The 15,903-nt window shown below is 69.8% G+C and carries 11 protein-coding genes and 1 pseudogene; 6 read left to right on the top strand and 6 right to left on the bottom strand.

The annotated features are described in order from the left end of the window. Nucleotides 1-99: 99 nt before the first annotated feature. Together H2Q94_RS11510 and H2Q94_RS11505 are read right to left on the bottom strand one after the other, a co-directional pair. A complete protein-coding gene (locus tag H2Q94_RS11510) occupies nucleotides 100-576 on the bottom strand; it encodes a (2Fe-2S)-binding protein (RefSeq protein ID WP_243794554.1) in 477 nt (158 codons plus the stop codon). Nucleotides 577-861: 285 nt separating this feature from the next. Then, the gene (locus tag H2Q94_RS11505) at nucleotides 862-3,216 is read right to left on the bottom strand and encodes a molybdopterin cofactor-binding domain-containing protein (protein WP_243794552.1); all 2,355 of its coding nucleotides are present in this window, start codon (nucleotides 3,214-3,216) and stop codon (nucleotides 862-864) included. 268 nt (nucleotides 3,217-3,484) lie between these two features. On the opposite strand from H2Q94_RS11505, the gene H2Q94_RS11500 reads away from it, so the two are divergent. Together H2Q94_RS11500 and H2Q94_RS11495 are read left to right on the top strand one after the other, a co-directional pair. After that, entirely contained in the window at nucleotides 3,485-4,420 is a 936-nt protein-coding gene (locus tag H2Q94_RS11500; protein ID WP_243794550.1) for an RsbRD N-terminal domain-containing protein, read from the top strand. Beyond that, nucleotides 4,381-4,722 carry a helix-turn-helix domain-containing protein gene (locus H2Q94_RS11495; RefSeq protein ID WP_243794549.1) on the top strand — a complete coding sequence of 114 codons (342 nt, stop codon included), beginning with the start codon at nucleotides 4,381-4,383 and terminating at the stop codon, nucleotides 4,720-4,722. Before H2Q94_RS11500 ends, H2Q94_RS11495 begins: the two co-directional genes overlap by 40 nt. A 42-nt stretch (nucleotides 4,723-4,764) precedes the next feature. Here the strand turns inward: H2Q94_RS11495 and H2Q94_RS11490 are convergent, their stop codons facing one another. Next, nucleotides 4,765-5,409 (bottom strand): TetR/AcrR family transcriptional regulator, encoded by a 645-nt coding sequence (locus H2Q94_RS11490; RefSeq protein WP_243794548.1) that lies wholly within the window; start codon nucleotides 5,407-5,409, stop codon nucleotides 4,765-4,767. A gap of 94 nt (nucleotides 5,410-5,503) precedes the next feature. On the opposite strand from H2Q94_RS11490, the gene H2Q94_RS11485 reads away from it, so the two are divergent. Next, nucleotides 5,504-6,232: a class I SAM-dependent methyltransferase gene (locus tag H2Q94_RS11485; protein WP_243794547.1), complete on the top strand. Its 729-nt coding sequence runs from the start codon at nucleotides 5,504-5,506 to the stop codon at nucleotides 6,230-6,232. A 120-nt stretch (nucleotides 6,233-6,352) separates the two neighbouring features. On the opposite strand, the gene H2Q94_RS11480 is transcribed toward H2Q94_RS11485, so the two are convergent. Further along, nucleotides 6,353-7,510: a sialidase family protein gene (locus H2Q94_RS11480; RefSeq protein ID WP_243794546.1), complete on the bottom strand. Its 1,158-nt coding sequence runs from the start codon at nucleotides 7,508-7,510 to the stop codon at nucleotides 6,353-6,355. 436 nt (nucleotides 7,511-7,946) lie between these two features. On the opposite strand from H2Q94_RS11480, the gene H2Q94_RS11475 reads away from it, so the two are divergent. Both H2Q94_RS11475 and H2Q94_RS11470 read left to right on the top strand, forming a co-directional pair. After that, nucleotides 7,947-8,384, top strand: a complete 438-nt coding sequence (locus H2Q94_RS11475) for an RrF2 family transcriptional regulator (protein ID WP_243794545.1) — start codon at nucleotides 7,947-7,949, stop codon at nucleotides 8,382-8,384. A 92-nt stretch (nucleotides 8,385-8,476) separates the two neighbouring features. Then, nucleotides 8,477-9,655, top strand: coding sequence for a globin domain-containing protein (locus H2Q94_RS11470; RefSeq protein ID WP_243794544.1), 1,179 nt, complete (start codon nucleotides 8,477-8,479; stop codon nucleotides 9,653-9,655). An 89-nt stretch (nucleotides 9,656-9,744) separates the two neighbouring features. Here H2Q94_RS11470 and H2Q94_RS11465 read toward each other — a convergent pair whose 3' ends face one another. Together H2Q94_RS11465 and H2Q94_RS31120 are read right to left on the bottom strand one after the other, a co-directional pair. Beyond that, complete coding sequence (locus H2Q94_RS11465) at nucleotides 9,745-11,043, bottom strand: enolase C-terminal domain-like protein (protein ID WP_243794541.1); 1,299 nt, start codon at nucleotides 11,041-11,043, stop codon at nucleotides 9,745-9,747. Between the two features lie 362 nt (nucleotides 11,044-11,405). Beyond that, nucleotides 11,406-13,006, bottom strand: a pseudogene (locus H2Q94_RS31120) (IS1634 family transposase). Nucleotides 13,007-13,151: 145 nt separating this feature from the next. On the opposite strand from H2Q94_RS31120, the gene H2Q94_RS11455 reads away from it, so the two are divergent. Further along, complete coding sequence (locus tag H2Q94_RS11455; RefSeq protein ID WP_258718686.1) at nucleotides 13,152-15,761, top strand: bifunctional FO biosynthesis protein CofGH; 2,610 nt, start codon at nucleotides 13,152-13,154, stop codon at nucleotides 15,759-15,761. Nucleotides 15,762-15,903 lie beyond the last annotated feature (142 nt).

Raw genomic sequence — 15,903 nt, 5'->3', positions numbered from 1 at the left:
CTTCGACCGGTCGGCCGAAGGAGGCGGTCACCTCGATGGTTCCTTGAGGTGAACGGCTCCTTTGACCGGTCGGCCGAAGGCGACGTCCACCTGGTTGCGTCACATGTTCTGGGCGCCGGACTTGATGGCTTTGCGGATGCGGGTGTACGTGCCGCAGCGGCAGATGTTGCGGATCTCGTCGAGGTCGGCCTCGCTGATCTCGCGGCCTTCCTCGGTGACCTGCCGGACCTTCGCGACGGCCGCCATGATCTGGCCGGGCTGGCAGTAGCCGCACTGGGCGACGTCCTCCTCGAGCCACGCCTCCTGCATCGGGTGCAGGTCCTGGCCGACGGTGCCGGGCAGCCCTTCGATGGTGGTGACCTCATCTTCCGGCGTGATGTCACCGACCCGCACCGAACAGGGGTTGAAGGCCTTGCCGTTGATGTGCGACGTGCACGCCTTGCAGACGTTGATGCCGCACCCGTACTTCGGCCCGTAGAACCCGAGCACCTCGCGCAGCACCCACAACAGCCGCACGTCGTCCTCGATGTCCACCGTCACGGTCTCACCATTGAGCCGAAAAGTGTGCTGTCCCATGTCGAAAGCTCCTCATGAATGACATTCCTGCCCAGCCGCAGGAGCGGGCAGGGCGAAGCGGGGTCGGCTTGAAGAAAGATCTTCGGTAGTTGTCTTGTCGCCGGCGGAGCCGCTGAGCAGTGACCAGCTTGAGCAGATGGACCACCGGCGGCTTCTCAGTGGCTTCCTCGCAAGGACGGCCATTTCGCTGTGTAGAGGGCTACATGAGAAATGGATCCCGCAGCGAGGAAGCCACTGAGGTTCCGCTACCCGGACACCAACGCAGATCAATCCGAGAAGAACCGCTCAGTAAGTGAAGTTGAGGCCGTTGGTGGGGGAAGGCGGCAGCGGCGGCACCGTGGGCTTCGGGGTGAAGCTCAGCGTGCCGTGGTTGATCGGGAAGCTCGTCGGCATCGTCCCGGTCGCGGCCCCGTAGGCGCAGGCCGTGGCCGCCATCGACGAGGGCACCGCGAATTCTCCGGCACCGCCGGGCTTTCCGGTCGTCGGCGGCATGACGATGATCTCCACTTCCGGCGGGGCGTTCCACTGCCTGGTGTAGAAGTAGTCGTCCCAGCTGCCTTCGAGGAACGTGCCGTCCTTGAGGTGCAGGCTGGAGGTCAGCGCCTGCGCGATGCCGTCGGAGATACCGCCCTGCATCTGCGCTTCCAGGCCGCGCGGGTTCAGCGCGAGCCCGGTGTCGACGGCCAGCACCACCTTGGTGACGCGCGGCCCGGTGACGGCGTCGCGGATCTTGCGGTTCACCGTCTCCGGCCGGCAATCGATCTCCACGAGCGTCGCCGACGCGCCCTTGTACTCCTTGTGCACCGCGAGGCCCTGCGCGATGCCGGGTTCGGTGCTGCGGCCCCACTCCCCGACTTCGGCGACCTTGTCCAGCACCGCGATGAGCCGTTCGTCGTCGAGGAACGAGCGGCGGAACTCGTAGCGGTCCTTGCCGAGCTTCGCCGCCAGCTGGTCGACGATGAGTTCCTGCGCGGTGCGCACATCGGGGTTGAACAGGTTGCGGTTGCTGCCCGTCGGGAACGTGTCGTACTGGAAGATCTCGTTGAGCAGCTGCGTCGTCACGCCGAACTTGTAGGGCACGCCCACGGTCAGCTCGAACACGGGCAGCGAGAACCCGGCGAAGTTGCCCAGCCCCAGCGGGGGCAGCCGCGCGGCCAGCGAGGTGATCGCTTCGGCGAAGCCCATCGTGTAGTCGGTGGCGACGCTGGTGTGGCGCTGCTCGAAGGTGAGCACTTTGTCCCCGGTGTAGCTGGCGCGGATCCGGGAGGTGCACATCGGGTGGGTGCGGCCTTGGCGGCATTCGTCGGTGCGGTGCCACATGAGCTTGACGCGCTTGCCGATGGCCTTGGAGATCTCGACGGCCTCCAGGACGACGTCGTTGAACATGCGCCGCCCGAACGCGCCGCCGCCTTGCTGGACGTGCACGGTGACGAGTTCCTGCGGCACGCCGAGTTTCGCCGCGACCTCTTGCTTGCACAGGATGGGCGATTGCAGGCTGGACCAGATCTCCACGCCGTCGTCGCGCACGTCGGCGACGGCGGTGTTCGGTTCGAGTGCGGCGTTGTTGCGGAAGTGGAAGGTGAACTCGCCCTCCACGGTCTCGCCGACGTCCGGCACCACGAGCGGGATCTCGGCCGCCTTGATCTTCTCCAGGACCGTCTCGTCGGATTCGCCGTCGACGCTTCCCGGCCCCCAGGCCACGTCCAGCGCGTTCACCGCGTCGATGCAGTGGCCGAAGGTGCGGGCGCGCACGGCGACCCCGGTGGAGATGACGGCGACGTCGGTGACGCCCGGCATGGCCCGGACGGCGTCGAGGTTCGCGACGGAATCCGGGGTTCCCTTGATGGTCGGCGGGCGGCACACCATCGTCGGCAGCGCGTCCGGGACGTCGAGATCCATGCTGAACTGCTTGCGACCGGTCACCGCATCGCGGGCGTCGACGCGGTTGTGCGGTTTGCCGAGGACGCGGAATTCGGATTCCGGTTTGAGGATCGCTTCGACGTGCTCGGTGACGTTGCTGGCGGCCTTCTCCGCCAGTTCCCCGTAGGGCAGCTGGGTACCGGCGACCGACGTGATCACGCCGAGTTTGCTGCGCAGCAACGAGACGGGTTCGCCGAGCTCGGCGGACGCGGCCTCCAGCAGCCGTCCGCGCGCGATGGCGGCGGCGACCCGGACCGGGGTGTAGATGGCGATCGCCGTGTTGGAACCGCCGGTGAACTGGTTGAACATCAGCTCCGGTCGGGCGTCGGCGAGGGTGACGTCGACCTTTTCGACCGGCAGGTCCAGCTCCTCCGCGATGATCATCGCGACCATCGTGGTGATGCCTTGACCGGTCTCGACCCTGGGCATCGCGAACGAGGCGGTGCCGTCGGCGTTCACCTGCACGGAGACGAGGTTCGATGTCGGCAGCGCGGCCTCGGTGAGCAGGTCGTTGAGGTCGAAGATGTCGGAGGGCTCCGGTAACGCGGCGTGCGCGGTGGCCGGATCGGCGAGTTGGCCGAGCTGCGCGGCGGCGGCCACGGTAGGAGCCGCGAGCAGCAGGCCGAGGAATCGGCGGCGGCCCATTCCCGCCGAGTCGGGTTCGGTTCCGGCGAGCGCGGATTCCGGGACCTCGGGGTGAAGTGAACGGCGCTGTTCCATCACGTTCCTCTCACCGCCCCGGCCTGCTCGGCGGGACGGTCGATCGATCGGCGTTGATCGGTGGTGGGATCAGTGACTCATCCTGATCAGCGAGGCCGCTGTGATCGAGGACATATCGCCCAGCGATCTCGATCGGATCTTGTGCGGATTGCCGCTTGCCGGGCATCCGGACGGCCTAGCGGGTGCTCGCGCGAGTGGTGGACTTGCCTTGATCGGGTAACTAGCCTTCCCCGAACGGTTGACACGCGGGCCGCAAAGGAGCGGGTTCATGGCCAACGAACCCAGCACGGAACGATCACCACGGGACGGCGTGGGACAGCGGATGCTCGCCGGTTCGGCGCACACCGCGTTGACCGGACTTCCCGGACTCGCCGACGCCCTGGTGGAGCAGACCTGGGGCGAGGTGTACACCCCGGACGGCCCGGTCGCCAAGGACGATCTGTGGTTGTCCTGCCGGGACAACATCCACAGCATCCTCACCACGTTGGCGGGTTCCGGTCCATCCCAGCAGGATCTGTTGCGGGCGGCCCGCGCCACGGGTTCGCGCCGGGCGCAGCAGCACTGCCCGCTGGAGTGGGTGCTGCACGCGTGGCGGCTCGGCGGTCAAGTGCTGTGGACGGATTTGGCGGCCCGCACCGGCGCGCAGCACCCGGAAGAACTGCAACAGCTGGTCAGCGCGGCCGGTGAGCTGTGGGGCGTCACGGAACGGTTCTCCACCGAGATGGCCTTGAGCTATCACACTTCGGAGCAGGAGATGCTCGGCGGCGTCGAGCTCCGGACCACCATGATCCTGGACGCGCTGCTGGACGGGCGGGCCGCCGAGGTCCGCACCGAAGCGGAACACCTGCTCGATCTCGGACGGGGCCGCGGCTTCGTCGTAGCGGTCGCGGAGACCTCGGGTGAGAAGCAGGTCTCCCCGCGCGACCTCACCCAGGCGTTGCGGCGGCGCGGACTCCGCTCGGCGTGGCGGCTGCGCACCGGATGCCAGGTCGGCATCATCGGTGTCGACGACGGCCGGACCGCCCAGGTCACGGCCGCTCTGCGCGAACACGCCGTGGCGCGCATCGGCGTCTCGCAGACCCTCACCGCGCTGATGGAGGTCGGCGCCGGATACCGGATGGCGATGCTCGCGATGGCCACGCTGCCCCGCACCGGCCGGGCGCGGTGGCGCTCGACGACTGCCTGCCGGACGCGTTGGCGCTGAGTTCGCCGGAGCTCGCGGACCGGATGGTCGCGGTGACGTTCGGGCCGGTGCTGGCGCTGCCCGCGGCCGAGCGGGAGGAACTGCTGCACACCACCTCGGTGTGGATCAGGTCGCTCGGTTCGACGCTGCGCGCGGCGAAATCCCTGTACTGCCACCGGAACACGGTGCTCAACCGGCTGCGCCGGATGGAATCCCTGACCCACCTGGACCTCAGCGATGTCACGGTGTGGCCGCAGGTCCTGCTGGCTCTCTCCATCCTCCGCCGCGAAGGGCGCCTCCCCGTCGAAATCGACTCGGTGTGAACCGGCCGCACCACTGCCGCGACACCCGTTCCTGCCCGGGTTTCAGATTCGCCGTGGGCTCTCGGCGGCGCTGCACGGTTCAGGTTCCGGCAGCGCCGCCGCGGTGAGCGCCGCCCATGCCGCTGCCGCGACGAGATCGCGGTCCTGTTCGGACAGCCCTGCGCCGACGCCGGAGTCCGGCGGACGATTCAGCGCCAGCGCATCAACGTCGCGCGCGGAGATGATCGCGCCCCGGATCGTGCCCAGTGCGCAGCGGGCCAGCAGCAGATCCGCGGCGTCATCCGAGACGGCCAAAGCACGTTCCAAGGCGCTGATCCCGCCGAACAGGTCGTCCTCGGCCAGCAGAACCTGCCGGGCCGACGAGTCGTAGAGAGTGCCCCGCAAGACGTGCCGGTTGTCGTCGAACAGCTCCACCACCCGGCGCAGCAGGTCCCGCCGGGACTCCGTGCGGGACTCGGCCGCGCGCACGCACGCGGTGAGTTCCACCGCCACCGGGTCGACCAGCTCGCGCAGCACGTCCTCCTTCGCCGGGAAGTGGTAGTACAACGCTGCTTTCGTCATGTGCAGGTGTTCGGCGATGTCGCGGATCGACGTCCCCGCGTAGCCGCGTTCGAGGAACAGCGCGCGGGCCGCCTCCAGCACCCGCTGCCGCGTGCGGGTCGCCGAACTTCCGATCGTTCTCGCCATGACCACCTCCTGCTGCGGGCTCCGAGGTTAGCGGACAGTTGACGGCACCAGTAATCTACCGGTCGTCCGATTAATTAATGCGACGGAGGACGCCATGCCGGACGACGACCGCTTCACCAAGACGATCGACCTGGGGCGAGCCGACTTCGACGCCGTGTACCGCGGCGAAGGACTGGCCGAAGCCGCCTTCGAGAAACCTCCGTGGGACATCGGCGGGCCGCAGCCGCAGGTGGTGCTGCTGGAACAAGAGGGCGCGTTCCGCGGCCGGGTGCTCGATGTCGGCTGCGGAGCGGGCGAGAACGCGATCTTCCTCGCCGGCCGCGGCTACAGCGTGACCGGCGTGGACGGCTCCCCGAGCGCGATCGAGATCGCGCGGCGGCGAGCTTCCGACCACGGCGCCGACCTCACCTTCCAAGTCGCCGACGCGACCCGGATGGACGGAGTGCCGCAGCAGTTCGACACGGTCCTCGACAGCGCGCTGTACCACTGCCTGCCGGAGGAGGCGCGGTCCTCGTATCCCGCGGCCCTGCACCGAGTCACCGAGCCCGGCGCCGAACTGCACCTGCTGTGCTTCGCCGACGTCGAGGGGGCTCCGCCGTTCCTTCCGGCCGCGATCAGCCAGGACGAGCTTCGCGCGAACTTCGGGCCGTATTGGCGGATCACCGGCATCAAGCAGGTCAGCTACTCGGGCGCGTTCGACAAGGAGACCGCGGCCCGCGACTTCGGCGAGTACCTCGAAGGCTTGGACCTCGGGCAGGTCGCGACGGACGACGAAGGCCGCATCACCTTCCCGATGTGGCACCTGCGAGCCGAACGAGCCTGAACCAGCCGTTCCCGCGGCGCAGTCCGCTCAGAATGATCTCCTGGTCGTTGTCCGGTCAGTCGGCGAAACGCTGAGGTTCCACCGCATGACCCGCTTCTCAGACCGGCCTGAAACGACTCCTCACAGCGCACCCGTCGCGTAGTACGCGCGGCAGGTGCCGTTGTCGTCGTAGTCCGTGGCGATCTCCAGGATCTTCGACGTATCGGCCAGCGGGGTGAGCGAGGAGCTGTAGTTCGGGCAGGGTTCGTTGCGGGCGCCCGGAACTTGGATCGGGGCGGTCAGCTGCGTGTTCTCCCCCGAACCCGGCTCCTCGCTGACGAACAAGGTGCCGCCGTTGCCATCGGCGACGGTGCCGTCGCCGTGCTTGAGCTCCTGGCCGACGGTGATCACCTTCCCGTCGGGAGTGCCGTCGTCGATCACCGTGATCTTCGGTGCGTGCGCGAAGAACCTGCCGTCCCCCAATGTCAGCAACGTTCCGGCGTCGAGCGGGTCGCCCCAGTTCGCGCCGTCTTCGGAGATCCGGAAGTACGCGGCGCAGTCGTGCGCGTCGCCGGTACCGCAGATCTCGTAGGAGAAGTAGTACCGGTCGTCCGGCAACCGCCGGATCACCGGCATTCCCGGTCGCTGCCCCGGATTCTCCAGCGCCACCACGTTCTCCGGCTCTGCCCAGTTCACCCCGTCCGTGGACACGGTGCGGCGCAGCACCTGGCTGTGGGCGGGCTGATCGTTCTCATCGGCGAAGTAGCAGCCCAGGGCGCCGTTGGCGTCCACCGCCAGCTCCGGCTCCCAGAAGCCCTTGTCCCCCGGCGCGGTGCCGCAGGTCGACAGGTACGACCAGGTCCTGCCTTGGTCGCGGCTCTGGAACACGGGCAGGTGCATCCGCCGGTTCTCCTCGTCGGCTCCGACGCTCGCCGTCCACAGCAGGGTTCCTTCCGGCAGCTCGCCCACCTGCCGGGGCAGTTCGAGCATGCTGCCGCAGCACAACCCGGTTCCGAACGACGGGTCGCTGATCCGGCCGACCTCGGTGAACGTGGCGCCCTCGTCGGTGCTCTCGTAGATCGGCGCTCCGCCGCCGTCCTCGCCGAAGCTGACGGTGGCGGCCAGGATCGTTCCCGACGCCTCGCCGGCGTGCTGGAGCCGCAGCGACGTCGGGTAGAACGACTGATCATCGGACAGCGGTGTCCCCGTCGCCGCGGGCGAGGCCGCGCTGGTGGACGGGAACACGAACGCCGCCAGCATGCCGCAGAGCAGCAGGCTTCTGGTCCTCGCACCACGCATGGTTCACTCTCCCCAGGACGGGTCGGCTGAGCGCCGGACGGCGATCACGCCGAAGTGTGCCCGGTGAACGCGGCGCGTGGTGACCGCCGCCGGAGTGGGGAGGGAATTCCCCCGTTCCCGCGGCCTTCTCACCCACTTCCGCCGGGCCGAGGTCGGCGGACATCGGCGGCGAAAACCCGCCTCGCCTGCTCGTCCTCGTCCGCGGCGATCTCCAGGATCTTCGACGGTGTTCAACGGCGGCCGGTTCCGAGCCGTGGTCGCCCCACGACTCGCCGTCGTCCGCGCTCGGCACGATGACCAGAGCGGGGACACGCGAAGGCTCCGTCCGTGACGGGGGCACGACGCCGCGTAGACCGGGCCGGACGGGCATGGTGACGTTTCCGACAGCGACACCGGATAACTGGATTCTGAGTTTCGCCTTTCTTAGGCTCGCCGCGTGCGACTGACCAAGGGCACCGACATAGCGCTGCGCATCGCGATGCGCCTGGCCGTGTTGGGCGAACACGCGCCGACCACCCGCGAGGTGGCCGACGCGGTCGTCGTCCCGCACAGCCACGCGGCCAAGGTCGTCACCCGGCTGCAGCACCTGGGCGTCGTCGAGACCCAGCGCGGTCGCCGCGGCGGCCTGGTCCTCACCGACACCGGGCGTTCCTGCTCGCTCGGCTGGCTCGTCCGCGAACTGGAAGGCGAGGGGGACGTCGTCGGCTGCGAGGAGGAGCCGCCCTGCCCACTGCGCAGCGCCTGCCGACTCCGAGAGGCACTGCGCACGGCGCAGGCCGCCTTCTACGCCGCACTCGATCCGATCACGGTGGAGGACCTCGCGGCCGCCCCCACCGGCCCGCTCCTGCTGGGTTTGTCGCCGCGCCCCCGATGAATCGCTGACGCACCACCCGCCGGTCCCCCGCTGGGCCGGCCGGTTCCGCACGCCCGAAAACACGAATATCAGATGATGATTTGGAGTTTCCGATGCTGTCCGCGAAGTCCGCCGAAACGATCCGCGCCACCTTGCCCGCCGTCGGCGGCGCCATCGCCGAGATCTCCTCGGTGTTCTACGACAAGCTCTTCGCAGCTCACCCCGAACTCCTGCGCGACCTGTTCAACCGGGGCAACCAGGCCAACGGCACGCAGCAGCAGGCACTGGCCGGAGCCATCGCGGCCTTCGCCACCGCGCTCGTGGAGAACCCCGACACCCCGCCGGAGACGATGCTCAACCGCATCGCGCACAAGCACGCGTCCCTGGGCATCGCCCGCGACCAGTACTACGTCGTGCACACCCATTTGTTCGCGGCCATCTCCGAGGTGCTGGGCGAGGCGGTCACCGACGACGTGGCCGCCGCTTGGAGCGAGGTGTACTGGCTGCTGGCCGACTCGCTCAGCAGCATCGAAGACCGGCTGTACGCCGAATCCGACCACCCCGGCACCTGGCGCGACTACCGGGTCGTGGGCCGCTACGCGGAGACCGACGACGCCATCACCTTGCTCGCCCGGCCGGCCGACGGTCTCCCCGTCCCCTCGCGGCTGCCCGGCCAGTACGTGTCCGTTCAAGTCGAACTACCCGACGGCGCACGCCAAATCCGCCAGTACAGCCTCACCGGTACGCGGACCGACGCGGTGGAGTTCACCGTCAAGAACGCCCGCGGCACGCCCGACGGCGAAGTGTCCGGTCACCTGCACCGGCACGTCACCGAAGGTGATTTGCTGCAACTCAGCGCCCCCTTCGGCGACGTCACCCTCGACGAAGGTGACGGACCGGTGCTGCTCGCCTCCGCGGGCATCGGCTGCACGCCGATGATCGGCATGCTCGGTCACCTCGCCTCCACGGATTCGCCGCGCCAGGTGGTCGCCGTGCACGCCGACCGCAGCGAACGCACGCATGCGCGTCGAGCGGAGTTCGACCAGCTCGTCACGAAGCTGCCCAACGCCACCGGTCACGTCTGGTACGAGGCCCCGGAAGCGGAGCACCCCGGCGATCGGACCGGCTTGGTCGACCTGAGCACCCTCAACATCCCGGAAGGGACGACCGCCTACCTCTGCGGTCCGCTGCCCTTCCTGCGCGCGCTGCGCGCACAGCTGCTGGATCGCGGAGTCCCAGCGGACGACATCCGCTACGAGGTCTTCGGCCCCGACATGTGGCTGGCTCGGTAGCGCAGCCGTTCCCCCGCCCGGCGCCGGTGGGGTGTCGGCGTCAGGGCGGCGGAATCGAGTTGACGCGATCGACCGTCCGGTCCGCTGGATCACCCCCACTCCGGCCCGGCCGGGTAGCTGAAGCGACGGAGCGAATCGCGGTGGATTTCCGCGCTGTAGCCAGGTTCTTCCGGCGGCAGGTAGTGGCCGTCACGCATCCGCACCGGGTCCACGAAGTGCTCGTGCAAGTGATCCACGTACTCGACGACGCGATCGTCGAGCGAGCCGCTCACCGCCACGTAATCGAAGATCGACAGGTGTTGCACCAGCTCGCACAATCCCACTCCCCCGGCGTGCGGGCACACCGGGACGCCGCGCGCCGCCGCGAGCAGCAGCACCGCGACGGCCTCGTTGACCCCGGCGAGGCGGCACGCGTCGAGCTGGCAGATGCCGATCGCCTCCGCCTGCAGGAACTGCTTGAACATCACCGCGTTGTGCGCGTGCTCCCCGGTGGCGACGTGCGTGGGGGCGATGGCGCGCTGGATCGCGGCGTGGCCGAGCACGTCGTCGGGGCTGGTGGGCTCCTCGAACCAGTGGATGTCGAACTCGGCGAGACCGCGATGCCAGTGGACGGCTTCCTGCACGCCGAGCGTCTGATTCGCGTCGATCATCAGCCGCCGGTCCGGGCCGAGCACCTCGCGCGCGATCCGGCAGCGCCGCCGGTCGTCGTCGAGGTCCGCGCCGACCTTCAGCTTCACCGAATCCCACCCGGCGTCCACCGCTTCCCGGCAGAGCCTGCGCAGCTTCTCGTCGTCGTAGCCGAGCCAGCCCGCGCTGGTCGTGTAAGCGGGATAACCGGACTCGCGGATCCGCCGTTCCCGTTCGGCGCGGCCGGGTTCGGCGCCGCGCAGCAGGTCCAGGGCGGCCGCCGGGCTCAGCTCGTCGCGCAGGTACCGCCAGTCCACCAGGTCGACCAGCTTCTCCGGGGGCATGTCGGCGAGCAGCTTCCACAGCGGCTTGCCCTCGATCTTCGCCGCGAGGTCCCAGGCCGCGTTGACCACGGCGGCCGTCGCCAGGTGCAGCACGCCCTTGTCCGGGCCGAGCCAGCGCAGCTGGCTGTCCGCCGCCAAGTACCGCGCGAACGCGCCGAGGTCACCGACGATCTCCTCGACGTCCATGCCGCGCGCCCGCCGGGCGACCGCCTCGGCCGCGGCGACGACCAGTTCGTTGCCACGGCCGATGGTGAAGGTGAAACCGTGCCCCTCGGCGACTCGCGGGTGGTCGGTGTGCAGCACCACGTAGGCCGCCGAGTAGTCCGGAGCCGGGTTCATCGCGTCGGACCCGTCGAGTTCCCGCGAGGTCGGGAATCGCAGGTCCACGGTCTCGACATCCAGGATGCGGGCGGTCATCGACGGCTCCTCGCTCCGGTGGAGTGCCGGGCGGGGCGCTGCACCGGCTCCGGTCGAACCCACCAGACACCTGCGCCGAGCGCAAGGACGAATCCCGTTGCGGGTGCCGGAATCCCGCCTCCGGGCGAGGTTCCCGGCCGCAACCGGGGCGGTCCCGTCGGCGGCGGAGCGGTGAGCGAGCGGACAGCCGCCCCGGCCCCGGCAAAAACCCGTCAGGCCACGACTCGGCCGTTGTGGTCGATGGCCGACCCCGGCTTCTGCGAATCCGGTCCGATGTCGCTCGATCCGATGACCGCACGCCATCCACGCGACACCGGCGGTGACCGTGGCGAAACCGCCATGTTCTGCCGGGTTCCGGCCGGTCATCGCCGTCGTGGTGCCGCCTCGTCCAAGCCGAACAGGTCGTAGAGGCGCTGCTGGATCTCGGTGCGGTCGGTGATCACTCGGCGGGTGCGGGGCCTGCCGCCGGTCGAGGGGTAGCGCAGCACCGTCTCCTGGATGCCGGTGAGCTGCTCGAACAGTTCACGCACCGACAGGTCCAGCCCGGCCTCCGTGGCTTCCTGCCGCATCAGGTGCAGCACCGCCACCGCCAGCACCGAGATCATCCGGTGCACCGCGATCCGCTCCGCGTCGCCGCGCTCCGGCGGGTGCGGCGCGCTGAGCCTGCCGAAGGTGGAGTCCAGGTGGTAGCGAGCGCGGTAGGCGGTGATCACGTCCGCGACCTGCCAGGAATCCCGGTCCGTGACCAGCAGCTGCTTGCCGAAGAACTCGGCCGCCACCCGGGCGCGGGAGGTCTCGTCGATGTGCCAGTGCAGCCGCAGCTCTCCCGGGGCCGACCCGTGCAGCGCGGTCACCAGCACCCGCTCCACCCAGCGCACCCGGGTGATCCGGGAGATCTCCGCGAGCACGTGATCCCGCGAGCGCCGGTTGCCGCCCGCCGCCAGCGCCTCGGCGAGCCCGTCCAGCCGCCGCGCGGCCTGCCCGAGCGCCTCGGTGAACCCGCGCGCCTGCGCCGCGTGCAGCGTCTCGGAATGGGTGAGGATGACTCGCCTGCTCGCCCCGTCCACCACGGTCCGCGTGTCCAGCGCCGTCAAACCGGGCAGTCGCCGCTGATCCACCGGGCGCCGCGCCGTCGCGGGATACGCCAACAGCTCCGGGTGATCACCGGGCAGCAGGCCGCCGACGAAACCGAGTCCGGAATCCGGGTGCGGCCGCGCGTGCGCACCCGCGTCGTAAACGACGGTGATCTCCCCGGCCCCGAGCACTCGCGGTGTCGCTCGGCGAGCCGCTGCGCCAGCACGCCGTAGGGCGCGCAGTCGTCGCGGTCTCGCAGATGTTCCTGGGACAGCAGGGGGATCGCTCCGTCGCGGCTCACCAGCACGCTCATGCCTGCGAGCTCACCGCAGTCCGGGACCGCCGGTGCGCCCAGGTGCGGCACGTCCACGATCAACGCGGGCGGGCCGTCGTGCGCACCCAGCTGGTCGCGCACCGCCGCCGACACGCGCGTCTCGACGGCACGGCGTTCCCGGGGGCCGAGGCGGCTCAGCGCTCGCCGGAGCCTGCCGCGTTCCCACAGCTGCGTGGGCGGTTCCGGCCGGATCAGCCGCGACACCTCCGGCCACCACCGGGCCGGGTCGGAGCGGCCCGCCGTGGCGCGGTGCAGCACGGCCAGCGCCACGCAGGTGCCCGCGGAGACCGCCGCGCGCTGCCTGCCGACGGCCTCGTCGACGATGCCCGCCAAGTCGAGGCGCCGGATCGTGCCCCACACGGCGGCCACTTCACCGAACGCGAGGTGCCGGGTGTGCTCCGGCTCCGCCGCCACCCGGCTCAGCGCCGCCTCGATGTCCTCGGCGGTGCCCAGATAGCGCTGCGCCACGATCCGCGGTGCGCCGTCGACGCGGCCGGAGTCGGCGGCGTAGTAGTACGTCCGCCCGTTCACCCGCTTGCCGATGATCGAAGACATACTTTAGGTAATACACTTCGCGCCCCGGCCGAACAACCGGATGTGAGCCGCTGATCAGGCAGAACATCTCTCACAACGACGGGTGACGAGGTGGGTGCGTTCGTGTACTGGCGGGTGTGCGCGGGGGCCGCTTAGCGTTTCGAACATGGCTTCCGACGACGTTCCCACCACTTCGGCCGCCCCGAACGCCTCCGCGATGCGTCGCGCGCTCGCCCGCGCCCGCGACGGCAAGGCGCTGGACCACGACGAGGTCACCGTGCTGCTGCAGGCGCGGGACTCCGACCTGGACCGGCTCGCCGAGTACGCGGCCCGCACCCGCGACGCCGGGCTGGCGGAGGTCGGCCGGGAAGGCGTGATCACCTACAGCCGCAAAGTCTTCATCCCGCTGACCAGGTTGTGCCGGGACCGCTGCGGCTACTGCACGTTCGTCACCGTGCCCGGCCGCGTCGAGTCGCCCTACCTGTCTCCGGATGAAGTGCTCGACATCGCCCGCAAGGGCGCGGCGATGGGCTGCAAGGAAGCCCTGTTCACCCTCGGGGACCGTCCGGAGGACCGCTGGACGGCGGCCCGCGACTGGCTCGATGCGCACGGCTACGACGACACGCTGTCCTACGTGCGGGCCATGGCGATCCGGGTGCTGGAGGAGACCGGTCTGCTGCCGCACCTGAACCCCGGCGTGATGAGCTGGCAGGACCTGCAGCGGCTCAAGCCGGTGGCGCCCTCGATGGGCATGATGCTGGAGACCACGGCGAGCAGGCTCTACACCGAGAAGGGCGGACCGCACTTCGGTTCCCCCGACAAAGACCCCGAGGTGCGACTGCGGGTGCTCGACGACGCGGGCCGCACGACGGTGCCGTTCACCACCGGCATCCTCATCGGCATCGGCGAGAACCACGACGAACGCGCCGACACGATCTTCGCGATCCGCAAGGCGGCCCGCGCCTACGGCGGCATCCAGGAAGTCATCGTGCAGAACTTCCGCGCCAAACCCGACACGAAGATGCGCGCCACACCGGACGCCGACCTGCAGGAACTCGCCGCGACGATCGCGGTGACGAGACTGGTGCTCGGCCCGAAGATGCGAGTTCAGGCACCGCCGAACCTGATCGGCGACGAGTACGCGCTGATGATCCGCGCCGGCATCGACGACTGGGGCGGGGTGTCGCCGCTGACCCCGGACCACGTGAACCCGGAACGGGAATGGCCGCAGATCGACGAGCTGGAACGGCTCACCGACCAGGCCGGATTCACGCTGCGGGAGCGGCTCACCATCTACCCCGAGTACGTGCGGGCGGGCGAACCGTGGCTGGACCCGCGGGTGAGCGCCCACGTCGCCGCGCTCGCCGACCCGGAGACGGGCCTGGCGAAGGACGGCGTGCAGCCGACCGGCATCACCTGGCAGGAACCGGACGGCGGCTGGCAGAACCTCGCCGGTAGCGGCCGAACCGACCTGCACGTCGAGGTGGACACGGTCGGCCGCACCGGGGATCGGCGCGGCGACTTCGACTCCGTTTACGGCGACTGGGGCGAACTGGCCGAGCGGGTGCCGAACGCGCCGGAGCGGATGGACACCGACGTGCGGGAAGCGCTGCGCCGCGCCGAGCAGGACCCGGCCGGACTGTCGAACGAGGACGCGCTGGCGCTGCTGCACGCCGACGGCGCCGACCTGGACGCGGTGACCGAACTGGCCGACGGCCTGCGCCGAGACGCCGTGGGCGACGACGTCACGTTCATCGTCACCAGGAACATCAACTTCACCAACGTCTGCTACACCGGCTGCCGGTTCTGCGCGTTCGCGCAGCGGCGCACCGACGCCGACGCCTACACGTTGTCGTTGTCGCAGGTCGGTGAGCGCGTCGACCAGGCGTGGGAGGCGGGCGCCACCGAGATCTGCATGCAGGGCGGCATCCACCCGGACATGCCGGGCACGGCGTACTTCGACCTCGCCGCCGAGGTCAAGCGCAGGCAGCCGGACATCCACCTGCACTCCTACAGCCCGATGGAGGTCGTCAACGGCGCCTCCCGCACGAACCTGTCCGTCCGGGACTGGCTCGGCAGGGCCAAGGAGTCCGGGGTCGACTCGCTACCGGGTACGGCCGCCGAGATCCTCGACGACGACGTCCGCTGGGTGCTCACCAAGGGCAAACTGCCCACGTCCAGCTGGACCGAGGTCGTCGGCACCGCGCACGAACTGGGCATTCCGACGACGTCCACGATGATGTACGGGCACGTGGACACTCCGGAGCACTGGGTGGGCCACATCAAGCTCATCGCCGAACTCCAGCGCAAAGCCCTGGACAAGACCGGCAAGCGCGGGTTCACCGAGTTCGTGCTGCTGCCGTTCATCCACCAGAACTCGCCGATCTACCTGGCCGGGCTGGCGCGTGCCGGCACCACTCCTCGGGAGAACCGGGCGGTGCACGCGGTCGCGCGGATCCTGCTGCACGGGCTGATCGACAACATCCAGTGCTCCTGGGTGAAGCTCGGCGTCGACGGCTGCCGGGACGTGCTCGCGGGCGGGGTCAACGACCTGGGCGGCACCTTGATGGAGGAGACGATCAGCCGGATGGCCGGTGCCGACAACGGCTCCTACAAGACGATCAGCGACTTGGAGGAGCTCGTCGGCCCGACCGGACGTCCGCTGCGGCAGCGCACCAGCCTCTACGGCACCCCTGCCGCCGAACGCGTCGAAGCCGCCCGCGCCAGCGACGGCGTCACCCCCGCGGTCCGCCGCGCCCTGCCCGTCGTCGGCTGAGTCCGGACCGCACCGCGGGGCTTGGCCGTGTTCGCACGGCCGAGCCCCGCGCGTTCGCCCCGGTGATCCGCGTCTCCGGTCGCCGCCGCCGATGTTCGCGCTGCGACAGCCGCGATCGGAGGACGAACACCACCGGAAGTCC

The organism is Saccharopolyspora gloriosae, assembly GCF_022828475.1.
In the GTDB taxonomy this organism is placed as follows: domain Bacteria; phylum Actinomycetota; class Actinomycetes; order Mycobacteriales; family Pseudonocardiaceae; genus Saccharopolyspora_C; species Saccharopolyspora_C gloriosae_A.
This window is presented reverse-complemented; position numbering and strand designations above follow the sequence as displayed.